The organism is Syntrophales bacterium (assembly GCA_023229765.1).
Classification (GTDB): domain Bacteria; phylum Desulfobacterota; class Syntrophia; order Syntrophales; family UBA5619; genus DYTH01.
In genome coordinates, this window is the sequence record JALNYO010000026.1 from 19,676 (window position 1) to 35,582 (window position 15,907).

The following is a 15,907-nucleotide window of genomic DNA, read 5'->3' on the forward strand; positions in this document are numbered from 1 at the left end:
GGCCTGGTTACAGCGGCCACTCTTTGCGTTCAACAAGCACATCCCGAAAAATAGTCAGAGCTTCGTTGACGGCGGGCATGCCCGCGTAGGTTGCCACCTGAAAGAATATCTCGGTCAGCTTTTTGGGGTCGCACCCGACATTGAGCGCGGCGTTAACATGCAGTTTCAGCTCTTCCCCGGCGCCAATGGCGGCAAGAATGGCGCAGGCCGCCATCTGTCGTTCCTGAAGGGTCAAGACCGTGCGCGAGTAGAGATTGCCGGTGATAAAGCGTGAAAAATCCTTGGCCAGTTCCTTGTCGAACGCCTTCCAGATAAGATAGGAAGGGTCCATCTTGATGCCGCCTTCAAACAGCCGCTTTGCCGTCGCTTTCGTTTTTTCATCAATATTTTCCGTCATGTTGGTCTCCTCATATAGCAGTATTGTGGTTGTTGCTCATTTTGACAGGAATATCCCCGCTGTCCGGTCCTGAAAATAGATATGGTTGTACTTGCCCCGCTTGGAGCGCCCGTAAGATTCCTCTCCTTCGGCCCGGCATTCCGGACAGCAGCGGGAGGGAAGGATAACGGCAAAGATGTTATTGCCGGTACTGGCAAAAGATTCTATCGTGACAAGGCCGCCGCAGTCATCGCAGATGCGCACTGTTTCCGTTTGCTGCTCCCTGATCCCGTCCGTGTCGTAGTAAATATTTTTATTCCGTCTCATGCAGCGCGCATCGCCAACGAGTTTTTTTTTCATATTGCGCCTGCAGTCCCAAAGCCGCAAAACTTGATCAATCTCTTCGGCAATTGTTCTGGTGACAGAGGCGTCCTGACGGAGCAGGTCGGGGTTGTAATCCGGTTCCCGGACATGGCTGTAATCGAGCCCGGCCATGGCCAGAATTATCCCGGCGTTGGTGTAGGGGAGGGCTCTTTCGATCGAATAGCCTCCCTCCAGAACGGCGATATCGGGGGCGAGCCGGGCGTTCAGGGTCGCATATCCCTGCGCGGAGACGCGCATGTTGGTCAGGGGATCGGAGTAGTGGTTGTCCTGCCCGGCCGAGTTGATGACGATGTCGGGTTTGAATTCGTCGAGAATCGGCAGGACAAGCCGATCGATAACGGTCAGATACCCCTCATCGGATGTTTCCGGGGGGAGCGGCACATTGATTGTTGTCCCGAGGGCGTTCGGCCCGCCGAAGTCATTGATGAAGCCAGTCCCCGGATAAAGGGTCCTTCCGTCCTGGTGCAGCGAGATGCACAGGGTATCCGGGTCGTTCCAGTAGATATCCTGGGTGCCGTCCCCATGATGACAGTCGGTATCGACAACGGCGATTCTTTTGTGGCCATAATGACTGCGGATGTATTCGATCATGATCGCTTCGATGTTCACATTGCAGAAACCCCGCGCGCCATGGACAACGAGCATGGCGTGGTGACCGGGCGGCCGGACGAGGGCGAAGGCGTTGTCAACCTCGCCGGTAAGCACTTTCTGGGCTGCGGTTATGGCGCCTCCAGCCGAGATGAGGTGTGATTCGGTAACGACGCTCAGGGCATCCGGCACGCAGATATGGGCGCGATTGATGTCTTCTGCTGTCGCTATTTGCGGTTTGTATTCGTAAATATTGTCAAAATCGAGGAGGCCTTCTTCAAAAACCTGATCCTGCGTATAGAGAAGGCGCTCTTCCCGCTCCGGATGAGTCGGAGAGATGGCCCAGTCAAAGGCGGGAAAGAATATCAGGCCTGTTTTTTTCAGTTTTTTCGTTGCCACAATTTTTCCTTTCCCCCTAACTCACAACTATTAACTAATAACTATCAACTATTTACATTCACCGATGCTTCCCGGTTTAACCTGTGTCTTTACACGGATGTTTTTACCTGCCGTACAGAAGTCGTCAACGATGTTGAACTCCTGAGATTCTATTACCTCGATTTCAGGTTCACGGACAAAATCGTCTGTATGGCGAATCTTTTCTCGCAGTCTTTCACAGCAGACCTGGATTGTGTCCGCAAGTGTGAAATTTGCGGGAATAGAGACTTGCGACCCATCTTCCGCTATCGTCAAGATGCCTCTTTCCGTATCTGCAAGGATGGTCAGCTCCGCCGTCGTCCGGGCAAGGGCGGCCCCGATGGCATTGGCAATTTCGTAATTGACGGGGATGTGGGTCTTGCAATCACAAACATCAAACTCTGTTTCCAGCAATCGTTCGATTTCTGGGGCCATCTGCTCGGCCGGGCCGCCAACAACATAGAGGCTGTGAGGCGCAATTTTTCTGTCCGTCAGCAGGGCCTGAATTGTATATACAGGTTTGTTGTTTATTTCATTAAGGAATTGGAATGCGGCTGATGCAATCCGGCGGCAGGTTTCCGTAAAGATCATCCGTGCCGTCTCCTGCATGTCGCAATGGAGGGATTCGGCAATTGGCATAAGGGAATGGATCGCCTTTTGCGGGTCTCCTATCCTGGTCAGGCCGAGGACAATCATCGCATCGGTGGGAGTGGGAAATTGCCCTCCCAACGCGGCGGCAGGTCCTTCGCGATTGGGGCCGATTTGAATGTTTCCTTCATTGAGAGCAACAACGCTGTCCCCGCCGATCCCGATTGAGCGGGTGCGCAAGCCGCGGATCAGGGTTTTCCTGCCTTCGATGGTAACCCCGAACGGCTCAAGGAGCGGAACCCCGTCGGCAAAGATGGAGATATCCGTTGTTGTGCCGCCTATGTCAAGAGCTATGGCATCTACCCGGCTGTTTGTCGTCGCCATAATTCCCATGACGCTCGCCGCTGGTCCGGAAAGGATGGTTTGCGCCGGAAATTCAATAGAGCGGGCAAGCTCCATGGCGCCGCCATCCGCCTTCAGGATATAAATTGGAATATTCATCCCTTGTTTCAGCGCGAAGTCGGCGACGCTGCCGGCAAACCTCTGATAAAGGTTGCAGATAGCCTCATTGAGAAAGGTTGTGGCAATCCGGCGGGGGAAATTGAGATGCCCGGACATCCTGTGCCCGAGGGTAACGTGGCATGCCTTATCGCCGACAATTTTCCGCAGTTCGAACTCGTGCTGTGGATTGCGCGTTGAAAATTTTCCGACGATTCCGATATTTTTAATTCCTTTGGAAAGGAAATCTGCCACTACCCGGTCTGCCTCTGCATGGTTCAGGGGTTCCATCTCGCGGCCGCGGTGGTTAATGGAACCGGCCAGAAAACGTATGTCCGGATAGGCATTTATGGATTCGGGGGAGAGCCCCGGGCCGCTCGCGACGAGGAGCCCAACCCGGTCAATCTTGTTCTGCACGATCGCGTTTGTCGAGATTGTCGTGCTTAAAACGATTCTTTCCAGTCGAGGTATTATGGTTTTATCGGCGATTTCATTTGTAGCATCGAGAAGCGAGGAAAGCAGACGGTCATGATTCGTGGGGACTTTTGTCTTTTTAATAACCTTGCCTTTGTCGATCAGAACCGCATCGGTGTGCGTCCCCCCTACGTCTATACCTATGATCATGCCATCATGCCCCTTTATTCCTTTCGGTAGAGCGTCTTTTATATCATGCATTCCGCATAACGAAAAGAGCTGCAGAATCCATTATCAATAAAGATAGACAATTGCATCTTTTTTTATCGTTATATGCTATCGCTTAAAAAGAAGGGATTGCCTATGGCGTTCTTGTCTATCAGATCAGCAATCTGGCAGGGATAATTGTTCGTAAGAGGGGGCAGGAGCAAATGCTTATGGGTCAGCATCCTTAAGACGCAGTTTCAAGCGAAGCGAAAGCGTCGTTTTGATAACGTAAAATTGACCGGCGAAAGGCGGCAGCAATAACCAAATAGCAATAACCAAAGACATCCCTAAAAAAAATGAAATATTAGCTACGATTTCTTTAAAGGGGGATATTGCCATGTCTTTTGGAAGGTCTGACCACTTCCTTTTCCGCTATCGCCTCAAGCGTTTCAATCAATCTGCATCTGGTCTCGGCAGGCTCGATGAGATCATCTACAAGCCCTCCGTAAACCATCGGATAGGGATTGGCTGCTTTCTTCAATTCTTTGATTTTCTGTTCTCGCAGTTTTTCCGGGTTCTCGGATTTGGCAATCTCCCGGCCGTATATTACGTTCGCAACGCCTTCAGCCCCCATGATGGCCGACTCGCCTGTAGGCCAGGAATATATATGGTCTATGCCAATGTCCTTGTCTATACCCATGGCAGGCTTAGCGCCGCCATAGGCCTTTCTGACAAGCACGGCAATCTTGGGAACGACTGATTCGCTGATCGCATACAAAACCTTCGCTCCATGCCTTAATATGCCGGCATGTTCCTGGTGCGAGCCGGGGAGGAATCCTGTTGTATCCGTGAGAAAGATCAGCGGTATATTGAACGCATCACAGAATCTTATGAATCGCGCCTCCTTGTCGGAGGAATTTACAGTCAGCGAACCGGCCATACAGAGAGTTTGGTTGGCGACAATTCCTACCGACAGCCCGTTCAGCCGTCCGAAACATGTAATGATATTTCTGGCAAATTCCGGCTTGATCTCAAAAAATTCCCCCCTGTCAACTATGCGGGCGATAAGCCGCTTCATGTCATAGCCCTTAAGTAAATTGGCGGGAACCAGATCGCCAATTTCCTCATCCGGTTCCCGGTAATTTTCATCAACGGGACCTCTTGGGGAGGGTTTTTTCCAGCTCGACGGCAGATAGGAGAGAAGCTTCCTTATCTGCGCGAAACACTCGTCTTCGGTAGCGAATCTGCCATCAGCAAGCCCCGAGGTCTGACAGTGTACCTTCGCGCCGCCAAGCTCCTCCATGCTGATCTCTTCCCCCAAAACCTCTTTTACGCCTGCAGGACCAGTTGCAAAAGTAAAGCTTTGCTTGTCCACCATAAAAATGAAATCAGTCAGCGCGGCTGCGTATCCGGCGTTGCCGGCGCCTGGGCCAAGGATTGCGGAAATCTGCGGCACAATCCCGGAGGCCTGGGTGCATCGGAAAAAAATCGAAGAATTGCATAGGGGGAGCGGTTTGTTCGCCAGGTCGAGTCGCCCTCCTGCGGAATCCCACAGACCGATCACAGGGGAGCCTGTTTTTATCGCCATCTCGATTATGCCAGTAATCTTGCTTCGGTGCAGGGGCCCTGTAGTCCCTGCCTTGACGGTATAATCCTGGGAATAGATGCACACGTTGCGGTTGTCTATTTTTCCGTATCCTGCAACGACCCCGTCGCCGTAAAGCCCATTGGCATTATCTTCATCCAGGGAGGCAAGCATCTTTATTTCCACGAAGCTGCCCGGATCAAGAAGATGCTCTATTCTCTCACGGGCGGTGTAGCGTCCATTTTTATGCTGTCTTTCGACATATTTCTCGCCCCCTCCTCCGGCAGCGACAGCCTTTTTTCTTCTCAGTTTCTCTACAAGCGCATCAAGATTCTCGTTCATATTCTTTCCTGTATCACATTAATTCATCAGAGAAGGCAACCATGTTGAAATTTTCGGAAAGGCCAGCAGGATCACCAGAACCACTGCCTCAAAAAGAAGCATAACGCCTACCCCTTTAAAAGTATCTTCCAGCGACACATTGCTTACAGAACTGACGATATAGGCGTTCAGCCCGATTGGCGGCGTCACCAACCCAATTTCCGCGAGGGCGATCACGATTACCCCAAACCAGATGGGATCAAAGCCCAACCCGGTAACAAGCGGAAAGGTAAGCGGCAGGGTCAGCAACAAAATGGCGATCTGGTCCATGAAGCAACCCAAAATCAGGTAAACGAAGACAATGATGATCATAATTCCCCAAGGACCTACAGGCAGGTTTTTGATGTAGCCGATGGCATCCTGCGTAAACATGCTGATAGTCATGTAATATCCGAGGATCATGGCCCCGATGATGATTGTGAAGATCATCGTGCTGCTTCTCAACGTCGCCTTCACCGCATGGCTGAAAGAGGGCCACGTTAACCTGCGCATGACCAGACCGATCACGACAGCCCCGAAAGCGCCCACGGCGGCGGCCTCGGTGGCGGTTACAAAACCGGAATACATCCCCCCGATTACGAGGAGAACCAGAACCAGAACCGGCCATATTCCGAAAAGGGAAGAGAACCGTTCTTTCCATCCAAATGGCGAAACCGAGGGGGCGACCCCGGGATCAAACCGGGTCCATAAGACGATTCCCAATGAATAGGAGAGAGCCGTGAGAAGACCCGGGAATACTCCCGCAATCAGCAGTTTCCCGATGGAGGTTTCCGTGGTGATGCCGTAAACTATCATCGGAATGCTGGGAGGAATCATGATGGCCAGGGTGCCGCCCATAGCCACAACCCCGGCCGCGAAAGGCTTCTTGTAATTGAATTTAACCATTTCAGGAATGGCAATGGACGACATGGCTGCCGCCGAGGCCGTACTTGATCCCGACATCGCGCCGAGCAGGGCGCTGGCCATTACGGTTGCGATGCCCAAGCCCCCGGGCAGGTGTCCGATCCACCTGTAAGCGGCCTTGAATAAATCCCGGGTGATGTTGGTCGCCGAAATCACTTCGGCCATAAATATGAACAAGGGAAGCGTGGTCAAAAGAAAGCTGGCGGCACTGCGATAGGGGGAAGTTCCCAGGATACCCATCAGGGTATCCATTCCACCCATCATATATATCCCTATCGCCCCTGACACCCCCATCGCAAAAGCCACCGGCATGCCGACAACCAGCAGAATTCCTAAAAGAATAAGCGGAAAATAATCCATGACGTTCAGCTCCCTCCCCAACCAGGCGTGCCCCTGGCTTTTGCCAGGGTATGCCTGGTTTATCGCAAGATATTGAATTTATTTTATCTCATGTCCCTGATGTTTTTTTATCCAGATATCCCCAAGCAGCGACTGAAAAATGCGCAGGGACAACAGCGCGCTTCCAATCGGCACCATGAAAAAGGATGGGGCCAGGGGATACTGGAGGATGTTGTTTGAAACCACGCTCATTTTCAGCGCTCGCATCGCGACTCCCCAGCTTGCAACCACGATCAGGATGAAGAAAATCAAACCCAGTATGCCATTGAAGATGGAAATCCACCTTTGCACGGCCTTCGGGATAAACTGCAGACACACCGTTACCCTGACGTGTCCCCCTTGGACATAGGTGAAGCTGAGAGTCAGGAAAATTAGCATCACCATCAGGTATTCTTCACTGAATTCATAGGTTCCGCTGATGGGGTGATCAAAAAGATATCGCCCCGAAGCGTCGGCAGTGATCCACACCATCATCAGTATTAGACTGGCGCCGCTGACCGCCACGAAGACGTTTTCCACCAAAGTACATCCCCGATCCAACAATGCAACTCCTCGCTCGATCATAATGCCTTCCTCATCACTTTTTCGCCTTGATTTCCTGGGTTATTTTTTTCCGCTCATCGAGCACCTGCTGACCGGGCAACCCCTTGGCATTTATGTTTTTGACCCAGATCTGTTCCACCGGCGCCATGGCTTGCGTCCATATCTTCTGTTCGTCAGGGGTCAGGTCGTGGACTTTAAGTCCCCGTTTTTCGACAAATTGCTGAACCAGCTTGCTGATGTCGGTATCCTGCGCAATCCCGAAACTCTTGGCCACCTCCTCGCCCGCCTGAAGCATGGCCTTCTGAACCTCCGCGGGCAGCTTCTGCCAGACATTTTCGTTGATCGAAAGCGTCGCGACGAACGATCCTATCGAAGTGCCCCGCGTGCTGTATTTCACCAGTTCATCAAGTTTATAGGCGAAAATGCTGACGGAATTCATAACGACCCCGTCGATTACGCCTCTCTGGACGGCTTCGTATGATTCCGCGGGAGGACTGCTTATTGCCGTCGCGCCGAGATAATGAAGGGTATAGTCCATTGCGCCGCCGCCTGACCTAATCTTAAGCCCCTTTGTATCTTTGGGGAGCTTTACCTCGCGCTTGGTGTTGTATATTTCGTAGGAGGGCAATACGAATGCCCAGACGGGACGAATGCCATTCTTGAGAAATTCCGGCTTCAACAGAATTCCCTGGCAAAGCCTCAGATATGCCACGCTGCTGACCTCTGAACTGGCGGCCGCCCCCGGCAGTTCCATAACCCCGCTCAAAGGCATATTACCGGCAACATACGTAGGCCCAACATAAGCCAGATCAACAGCCCTGCTGCGCACCAGCTCCAGCATATCATTTGCCTTGCCCATCTGTCCGGCAGGGAAATGAGTAAATTTCACTTCCCCGGCAGTCAATTCCTCGACGCGGGCCATCCATGGCTGTATGCCCTTTGAGGAAAGGGGGTTGGCAAGCGGAAGGGAGTCTGCGACCCTTAATTTAATTACGTCCTGCTTTTTGAGCTGCTGAGCGGAAGCCTGCTCCGTTGCGTAAGCCGTGCTGAAAACCAATACCAATAATAAGATGACCCATTTTTTCATATCCAATCCTCCTTTAGTCAGTATTTGTCGCTTCAATGACATCCTTTTCCCTTGCCGCGTTGATATATTTTAAATAACCTCCTGCTTCCTGAAAGCTTCAATATCATCCTCGTTGTAGCCCAGAAGTTCCGAAAGTATCTGATTGTTATGTTGGCCCAGAAGGGGGGGGGGCAGCCTGACCGAGCCCGGCGTTTCTGAGTACTTTACCGGCACGCCTATCAATTTTATTTTCTGCGCAGTGGGATGATCTATCTCCACAAGCATGTTGCGAGGCTCTATCTGAGGATGGGCGAACACCCTGTCCATCGTGTTGATTCTGCCACAGGGAATGCCCACGCCTCGAAACCGGGAAACCCAGCCATCGGAATCGCCGGCTAAAATTTTCTCCTCGAGCAGGGGCACCAGCTGCTCCCTGTTCATCACCCGCTTTTTGTTCTCGTCAAAGCGAGGATCTTTTTCAAGCTCCTGAATCTCCATGATTTTACAGAAGTTGCTCCACATTTTCTCGCTTGTCACCGTAACCATGATATACTCATTGTCTCTGGTCCTGAATCCCTGGTAGGGAACTATGCTTGCGTGGCCCAGCCCCCTGCGGACAGGAATTTCTCCCGTAACAAGATAGCTCTGGGAGAGATTGAAAAGCGTGGCCACCTGGGATTCAAAAAGCGACAGATCAAGCCGCTGCCCCTTCCCTGTCTTTTCCCTGTACAGCAGGGCATTGGCAATTGCCCCCTGGGCAAACAAGGCGGTAATGATATCGGTAATCGCCACGCCAACCTTGGATGGCGGTCTGTCAGCCTCCCCCGTTATCCCTATCAGACCTGCCTCGGCCGCCACCACGACATCTACTCCCACCTCGTGAGCCATGGGCCCGGTCGGCCCATACCCGGTAATGCTGCAATAGATGATGCGGGGATTGATTTTCCTTAACTCGTCATAACCAAACCCAACCTTGTCGAGGGTTCCCAATCGATAGTTTTCAATCAGGACGTCGGACTCAGCGATAAGACGTCTCAGTATCTCTTTTCCCTTCTCCTTTTTGAAGTCCAGGGTCAGGCTCCGCTTGTTCTTGTTAAGCGACAAATAATAAGCGCTTTCCCCTCCGATGAAAGGCGGTCCCCACATCCTTGTTTCATCGCCTATTTTGGGAATTTCAATTTTGATCACATCCGCGCCCATGTCTCCCAGTACCATAGTGCAGTATGGACCGACGACAATCCGAGACAGATCTACTACTCTTATTCCTTCCAATGGGCCTGCCATTTACGCACACTTCCTTTCATGGAAATTTATTTTGGGGATAACTTTTCCGCAATTGCCTATTCCGAAATCTACTGTAAATCCTTAAACTCCGTGGGCAACTTTAACCGGGGTCTGTTTGCCTGCTTGTAGCCGAGCGCGTCATCGGCGATGATAAGTTTCATGATATTGGCCGTTCCCTCGCCAATCTGATAAAGCTTTGAATCCCGGTAATACTTCTCCACGGGCAATTCCAGGGAATAGCCCATCCCCCCGTGAATTTCCATGGCCCACCCGGCGCATTTTACCGCTGTCTCACCGGCAAAGTACTTGGCAATGGCCACCTCTCTGGAAAAGGGCTGGCAATTATCGTTCAGCCACGCGGCCCTTCTCACCAGAAAGCGGGCCGCCTCGACATTGGCAACCATATCGGCAATAATGGCTTTAACCATCTGAAATTGGCCGATAGGCTGACCAAACTGAACCCTTTCCTTGGCATAATTGATCGATGCATCCAGGCAGGCCTGGGCCACGCCCAAAGCGCCGCTGGAGACGCTTATGCGACCGCGATCCAATGCGGTCATGGCAATCTTGAAACCATTGCCCATATCTCCGAGCAGGTTCTCCTTGGGCACAACTACATCTTCCATGAATATCTCGGCTATGGGGGAATTTTTATCCCCTAACTTGTCTATTTCGCTTGGATGCCAGCCTTTTTGATCAGTTTCGACAATGAGACCGCAAATCCCCTTATTCTTAAGCTTTCGGTCCATGGTCCCATATACGACCGCATAATCCGCCAAAGTGCCGTTTGATATCCATGTCTTGTTACCATTGATCAGAAAGTGGTCTCCCTTGTCTTCAATTTTTGTTTCCATGGAGGACAAATCCGATCCTGCATTAGGTTCCGAAAAGCAGACACAGCCCAACTTTTTCCCTGAAACAAGCGGGGCTATGTATTTTTCTTTGGCTTTTTCACTCCCCCATTCCATGATCGTGTAAGGTCCTGTCATGGCCTGCAGGTTGAAGGGAGCCCTAAGGCCTGAATCGACGGTCGATATCTTCTCGCATACCAGAGAATGGGCAAGAAATCCGGCATTGCTTCCCCCATACCGGGCAGGAAAGGCACAACCAAAAAGGCCGGCTTCTCCCATTTTCGCAATCATCTCGGATATGGAACCTCTCCGCTCAAGCCAAGGGGCAACCTCTTTTCTGGCGAATTGCTCCGCGGTATGAACCATCAGTCTTTGTGTTTCGTCCAGTTCAAAATCCATGTGATCTCCTTTTATTTTATGTGTTTAATTTCGAGCAATAAGCTCAAGAATATTTTGTTTTTTATCGATCCTGCTTGGCAAAAGTGAAGCGACTACGGAAAAATTTTTGTCCTTTCAGAATCCAGCCAATCCCTGAATTTCGGTTCGGCTATCTCAATTAAGGCCTTCGCCCGCTCCTTTAATGTTTTCCCCCGCAGCGAAGCAATGCCTTGTTCAGTCACCACATAATCAATGTCGTGACGCAGGCTTGTTACTGCGGCCCCTTTGTCGAGATAGGGAACGATCCTCGAAATGCTTCCTCCCTTTGAGGAAGAGGGCAGGATGATAATGGATTTTCCATCTCTGGAAAGGGCTGCGCCGTTTATAAAGTCCGACTGTCCTCCCACGCCGCTGACTTGGTTTCTGGCCACGGTCTCGGCATTGATCTGCCCGGAAAGGTCTACCTGAATCGCGCTGTTGATGGCGTGCAATCGGTTTACCTTTGCCAGGGTCACCAAATTATGGGTATAGTTAGAGGGGAATGCCTCAACCTTTCTGTTGTGATGCAAATATTTATAGAGTTTGTCCGTGCCTATCATAGTGGTGGTTACGGTTTTCCCAGCCTTCAAACCCTTGTTACTGTTATCAATCACGCCTTTTTCCATAAGATCAGCGATACCGTCGGTCATAAGCCCCGAATGAACGCCTATTCGCCTCTTATTGGAAATGGAGGCGAGCACTGCTTCGCTCAGCCTTCCCAGACCTATCTGGATCGTGGCTCCATCGTCGATGAGAAGGTTGAGGTTGGCGCCTATCTTTTGGTCGCATTCGGTAAATGGTTCGGATTTAACTTGCGGGAGCTGCCTGTCCGTTTCAATGAAGTAATCAATTTCGTTTATGTTAATATAATTGTTTCCGTAAACCCATGGCATTTGCAGGTTTATCTCGGCGATGACCGTCTTCGCGCTTCTGGCTATGGCAGTGGTATAGTCCGATGAAACGCCAAAACTGCAGTTGCCCTGGGAATTGGGGGGAGAAAGAGAAATAAGAGCAACATCAAGGCGGATATACCCTTTGGTGAACAATCCAGGAATATTTGAGTAGCGACACGGAATATATTCAGTAAAACCCTTTTTCAGCCCTTCTAAAGTAAACCTGTCAACCATAAATACCTTAAGCCTGAACTTTTCCCAGAGATTCTCCCTGAAATATCTATCTGTCCAGTATTGTATCATCCCGTAAATATCCAAGGCCTCAAATGAATCTCTGTTCTCGATAAGATACTCGATGAGTGTTTGAGGCTCAGCGCATGCATTGCCCAGACCGATCTTGGCTCTGGAAGCAATGATGGATGGTATGTCGCTTGCTGTTATCTTTTTCATTTCTCCGCCGTATTTCTGAACTTATCAGCATATTACGAACTAAACTTATAAGAAATATCAAATTTTCTTCATTATATCGGGCCAGTGTTTGTCCCTCAATTTTTTCTTTTCGATTTTTCCTGAGCCGGTTTTCGGGAGCTCTGGCAGGAATTCAACCGATTTGGGGGATTTGTAGTGGGCGATCCGTTCCTTGCAGAAGTCGATCAGCTCCTCTGGGGTTGCCGGCATATTGGGCTTCAATACAACCACTGCGTGAACCGTCTCCCCCCATTTCTCGTCCGGAACCCCGACCACGGCGCACTCCAGAACCGCATGATGCTGGTAGAGGATGTTTTCCACCTCGGTGGAATAGACGTTTTCTCCGCCGGTTACGATCATGTCTTTCTTACGGTCAACGATCGTTACATATCCTTCACTATCCATGACGGCCATGTCGCCCGTGTAGAGCCAGCCGTCCCGGATTGCCTTTTGGGTTTCTTCCGGCAGATGCCAGTAGCCGGGCGTTACCGTGTCCCCTCGGACGATTATCTCCCCGGTTTCCTGCTCGTCCTGCCGGATATCTCGTCCCTCTTCGTTTACAACCTTCAGCTCGACGGCGATAAATTCCCTTCCAGTCTTTGATTTGTAACGGAGCTGCTCTTCCGGAGACAACTTCCGCAGATGCTCCTTCAGAAGCGAAAGGGTCAGATAGGGACTGGTTTCCGTCATCCCGTAGGTCTGCAGGTAGTCGCATCCGAAGGTTTCCACGATCCGCCGCACGACCTCCGGGGCGATCGACGCGCCGCCGCTGAGCAGAACCCGCAGGCTGCTGAAATCGTAGTTCTTCACCTCCGGATAATTGATCAGAATGTTGAGCATCGTCGGGATCAGGTTGGTCAGCGTTACCCGCTCTTTTTCCAGCGCCGCCAGCACCGCTGCCGGATCGAAGTCGCTGACGAGGACATGCGTCCCCCCCACCCAGGTTATTGCCCAGCTTGCCCAGGCGTCCGCCAGATGAAAAAGTGGCGCCGCATGAAGCCAGACGTCCCGGTCGGTCAACTGCAACTCCGCGATTGTCCCCAGCGCATGGACGGAGACGTTTTTATGGGTCAGGATCACCCCTTTCGGACGTCCGGTCGTGCCGCTGGTGTAGTATATCTGGGCGATATCGTTTTCGGTTGTCTCCACCTCGGCGAAAGCGGGGTATTGGCCGGCTATTATCTCTTCATAGGACTTGTCCCCATCTTCCGTCGGCGTTTCCCCAGTCCAGATTATCCCTTCCAGTGAGGGAACATTTCCGCGGAGCTGTTCAATCGTTTTTCTGAACCGCGGAGAGGCGATCAGCAGCCGGGCGCCGGCGTCGTTCAGGATGAAGGAGAGCTCTGCAGCGGATAGCCTATGATTAAGCGGGACAGCGGTTGCCCCGATAATCGCGAGCGCATAGTAGGACTCAAGGTAATAGTGGCAGTTGGGATGTAAAATCGCTATCCGGTCGCCTTTTTTGATTCCCTCGGTTTTAAGATATCTGGAAAAATTATTGAGACGGATAAAAAATTCTTCATAAGTCCAGCTATTGTCCCCACAGACAACAGCCTTTTTATTTGGGAAAAATTTATATGCTTTCTTCAGAGAATCCGCAAGAATCATTTTTCAATCCCTGGTATAAGTGTAAAATTGCTTATAATATTCAACATCATTTTATTCATCAGTTTTGCTTTGCTCCGCTGATTCTATTAATACATTTTGTCCATGCATAGGATGGAATCAGATAGCGGCGCAAAAAAGTTTTGCCTGTACCTCACAGTTGGCGACCCGTGGGAAGCATAGCCGAGGATCGCGGGGAATATTCAACCAGCCATTTGCGATGGTTTCTAACCGCAGTTCTGATTAAACGCAAAAAACCAGAAAGGCGCGTTTAACGATCTGCGGCAGACGCTAATTTTATCGATGTGCATTTTTCCATTAATGAACCGGGGAACCTCCATATAGCAGCAATGTACATGCCAATATAAAAAGTGTTATTAAAATTGCGCTTGCTTCGTCCGGGACGAGTCTCTCCATTGCAATTAGCGAGTTGTTTCAGCAGAAATGAAAAAGCCATGGCCACGTTCAAAAAACAAATCTATTGACAATAATCAAAGAGAATTCTATAAACTTTCTAAAATATTAGACATAAGTCACACTCTCAAGATTCGAAGAATTCTAGGCCGTACATCTTATGGAAAAAGAGATCGCGACATTGCTGCTCGATAATCTGACGGAATCAAAGCTCGTTGAGATCAGCAATGATCCTTTGTTTAATCTGGTTCTCAATTCAGTGAAAGACGGTATTATGATATGTGACCGAAACGGCATAGTCCTTTTTATAAACGACGAATACACCCGTTTTACAGGTGTAGAGCAGAAAGATATTATAGGGCAATATGTTGGCGACGTTAGAAAGGGCGCGCGGCTTCCCGACTCGTTGCGTACAGGTAAACCCCTGCGGGGGATTAGAAGAAAGGTTGGCAATGTTGAGTATATAGCAGATATACATCCCATAATCGCCAAGGCCAGAGTTATAGGCGGAATAGCAGTGACGCACGACATAACTGAGATAGTGAGTCTCAGCAATAAGATAAAGATATATTCATCGAAAGTGAAAGAGTTTCACACGGCATTGTACTCTCTTGACGATATCATCGGCATGAATTTACAGATAGAAAAAATAAAAAAACAGGTAAAGAACATCAGCCTCAGCGACGCCCCTGTCATGATTGTCGGTGAAAGCGGAACGGGCAAAGAATTATTTGCGCATGCCATACACAACACAAGCACCAGGAAAGAAGAATCTTTTGTTGCTATAAACTGCGCGGCTTTTTCCCCCCAACTCCTTCTAACTGAACTTTTCGGATACGAAGAAGGCGCTTTTACAGGCGCTCAAAAGGGTGGTAAACTGGGCCTGTTCGAAATTGCGAATAACGGCACGCTGTTCCTAGACGAAATAGGTGATATGGCGCTCGAACTGCAGTCGAAAATGTTGCGTGTATTGGAAAGTCATGAATTTATCAAGGTAGGCGGAACGAAACCGATCAAGGTCGATACAAGAATTATATCGGCAACAAACAAAAATCTAGAACAACTTATCGGCGATATGAAGTTTCGCAGCGATCTCTTTTATAGACTTAATGTGGTGCATTTTGAAATACCGCCTCTGCGCAGCCACCTTGAGGATGTCCCTTGTCTGATAGATCACTGTCTTAAAAAATTGAGCAGAAAATTTCGCCGGACGTTTACTATTGCCCCCGAAGCGGTCGTAAGGTTGGCAAAATTCAAGTTTCCTGGCAATATTCGCGAATTATTCAATATCATAGAGTTTGCCGCTAATAGTTGCGATGAGGGCAGAATAGAGACGGAACATTTGCCTGTCATCAAGGATCAGCCTGTATCATCTGATTTGTCCGATATGGTGAGAATTTCTGAAAGGGAACTTATCAGTAAGACTCTTAACCGCCACGAAAATTCCGTCAAGGGAAAACGCATGGTTGCCCTTGAACTGGGGATCTCTCTGGCAACTTTGTACAATAAAATGAAGCAATATGGTATTGTGCAAAAGCAGGAATCATAGAAAAGAGACAACAACATTGTGCTGGTGCCTCCTTCCTTTTTTGAACAGAAAAACCGCACAATTAACGTGCTACAAAA

Annotated in this window: 12 protein-coding genes; 1 reads left to right on the top strand and 11 read right to left on the bottom strand. The window is 50.0% G+C overall.

Annotation, left to right across the window (positions count from 1 at the left end):
* Positions 1-7: 7 nt before the first annotated feature.
* The 11 genes from M0P74_12725 to M0P74_12775 form a co-directional block, all read right to left on the bottom strand.
* Positions 8-397 (bottom strand): carboxymuconolactone decarboxylase family protein, encoded by a 390-nt coding sequence (locus tag M0P74_12725; protein MCK9364448.1) that lies wholly within the window; start codon positions 395-397, stop codon positions 8-10.
* A gap of 36 nt (positions 398-433) precedes the next feature.
* Positions 434-1,747 (bottom strand): histone deacetylase, encoded by a 1,314-nt coding sequence (locus M0P74_12730; GenBank protein ID MCK9364449.1) that lies wholly within the window; start codon positions 1,745-1,747, stop codon positions 434-436.
* Positions 1,748-1,795: 48 nt separating this feature from the next.
* Complete coding sequence (locus tag M0P74_12735; GenBank protein ID MCK9364450.1) at positions 1,796-3,475, bottom strand: hydantoinase/oxoprolinase family protein; 1,680 nt, start codon at positions 3,473-3,475, stop codon at positions 1,796-1,798.
* A 376-nt stretch (positions 3,476-3,851) separates the two neighbouring features.
* Positions 3,852-5,399, bottom strand: a complete 1,548-nt coding sequence (locus M0P74_12740; GenBank protein MCK9364451.1) for an acyl-CoA carboxylase subunit beta — start codon at positions 5,397-5,399, stop codon at positions 3,852-3,854.
* 18 nt (positions 5,400-5,417) lie between these two features.
* Positions 5,418-6,701 (bottom strand): TRAP transporter large permease, encoded by a 1,284-nt coding sequence (locus tag M0P74_12745; GenBank protein MCK9364452.1) that lies wholly within the window; start codon positions 6,699-6,701, stop codon positions 5,418-5,420.
* Between the two features lie 78 nt (positions 6,702-6,779).
* Positions 6,780-7,304 (bottom strand): TRAP transporter small permease, encoded by a 525-nt coding sequence (locus M0P74_12750; GenBank protein ID MCK9364453.1) that lies wholly within the window; start codon positions 7,302-7,304, stop codon positions 6,780-6,782.
* A 13-nt stretch (positions 7,305-7,317) separates the two neighbouring features.
* Positions 7,318-8,370 (bottom strand): TRAP transporter substrate-binding protein DctP, encoded by a 1,053-nt coding sequence (dctP, locus tag M0P74_12755; protein MCK9364454.1) that lies wholly within the window; start codon positions 8,368-8,370, stop codon positions 7,318-7,320.
* Between the two features lie 69 nt (positions 8,371-8,439).
* Positions 8,440-9,633 carry a CoA transferase gene (locus M0P74_12760; GenBank protein MCK9364455.1) on the bottom strand — a complete coding sequence of 398 codons (1,194 nt, stop codon included), beginning with the start codon at positions 9,631-9,633 and terminating at the stop codon, positions 8,440-8,442.
* A gap of 68 nt (positions 9,634-9,701) precedes the next feature.
* Positions 9,702-10,883 (bottom strand): acyl-CoA dehydrogenase family protein, encoded by a 1,182-nt coding sequence (locus M0P74_12765; protein ID MCK9364456.1) that lies wholly within the window; start codon positions 10,881-10,883, stop codon positions 9,702-9,704.
* A gap of 92 nt (positions 10,884-10,975) precedes the next feature.
* Positions 10,976-12,244: a hypothetical protein gene (locus tag M0P74_12770; GenBank protein MCK9364457.1), complete on the bottom strand. Its 1,269-nt coding sequence runs from the start codon at positions 12,242-12,244 to the stop codon at positions 10,976-10,978.
* A gap of 57 nt (positions 12,245-12,301) precedes the next feature.
* Positions 12,302-13,870 carry a long-chain-fatty-acid--CoA ligase gene (locus M0P74_12775; GenBank protein MCK9364458.1) on the bottom strand — a complete coding sequence of 523 codons (1,569 nt, stop codon included), beginning with the start codon at positions 13,868-13,870 and terminating at the stop codon, positions 12,302-12,304.
* A gap of 571 nt (positions 13,871-14,441) precedes the next feature.
* Here M0P74_12775 and M0P74_12780 point away from each other — a divergent pair.
* Positions 14,442-15,830, top strand: coding sequence for a sigma 54-interacting transcriptional regulator (locus tag M0P74_12780; GenBank protein ID MCK9364459.1), 1,389 nt, complete (start codon positions 14,442-14,444; stop codon positions 15,828-15,830).
* Positions 15,831-15,907 lie beyond the last annotated feature (77 nt).

Coding starts and splice junctions, on each gene's coding strand:
- M0P74_12725 (MCK9364448.1), bottom strand. CDS start 397: ATGACGGAAAATATTGATGAAAAAACGAAAGCGACGGCAAAGCGGCTG.
- M0P74_12735 (MCK9364450.1), bottom strand. CDS start 3,475: ATGATCATAGGTATAGACGTAGGGGGGACGCACACCGATGCGGTTCTG.
- M0P74_12740 (MCK9364451.1), bottom strand. CDS start 5,399: ATGAACGAGAATCTTGATGCGCTTGTAGAGAAACTGAGAAGAAAAAAG.
- M0P74_12745 (MCK9364452.1), bottom strand. CDS start 6,701: ATGGATTATTTTCCGCTTATTCTTTTAGGAATTCTGCTGGTTGTCGGC.
- M0P74_12750 (MCK9364453.1), bottom strand. CDS start 7,304: ATGATCGAGCGAGGAGTTGCATTGTTGGATCGGGGATGTACTTTGGTG.
- dctP (MCK9364454.1), bottom strand. CDS start 8,370: ATGAAAAAATGGGTCATCTTATTATTGGTATTGGTTTTCAGCACGGCT.
- M0P74_12760 (MCK9364455.1), bottom strand. CDS start 9,633: ATGGCAGGCCCATTGGAAGGAATAAGAGTAGTAGATCTGTCTCGGATT.
- M0P74_12765 (MCK9364456.1), bottom strand. CDS start 10,883: ATGGATTTTGAACTGGACGAAACACAAAGACTGATGGTTCATACCGCG.
- M0P74_12770 (MCK9364457.1), bottom strand. CDS start 12,244: ATGAAAAAGATAACAGCAAGCGACATACCATCCATCATTGCTTCCAGA.
- M0P74_12775 (MCK9364458.1), bottom strand. CDS start 13,870: ATGATTCTTGCGGATTCTCTGAAGAAAGCATATAAATTTTTCCCAAAT.
- M0P74_12780 (MCK9364459.1), top strand. CDS start 14,442: ATGGAAAAAGAGATCGCGACATTGCTGCTCGATAATCTGACGGAATCA.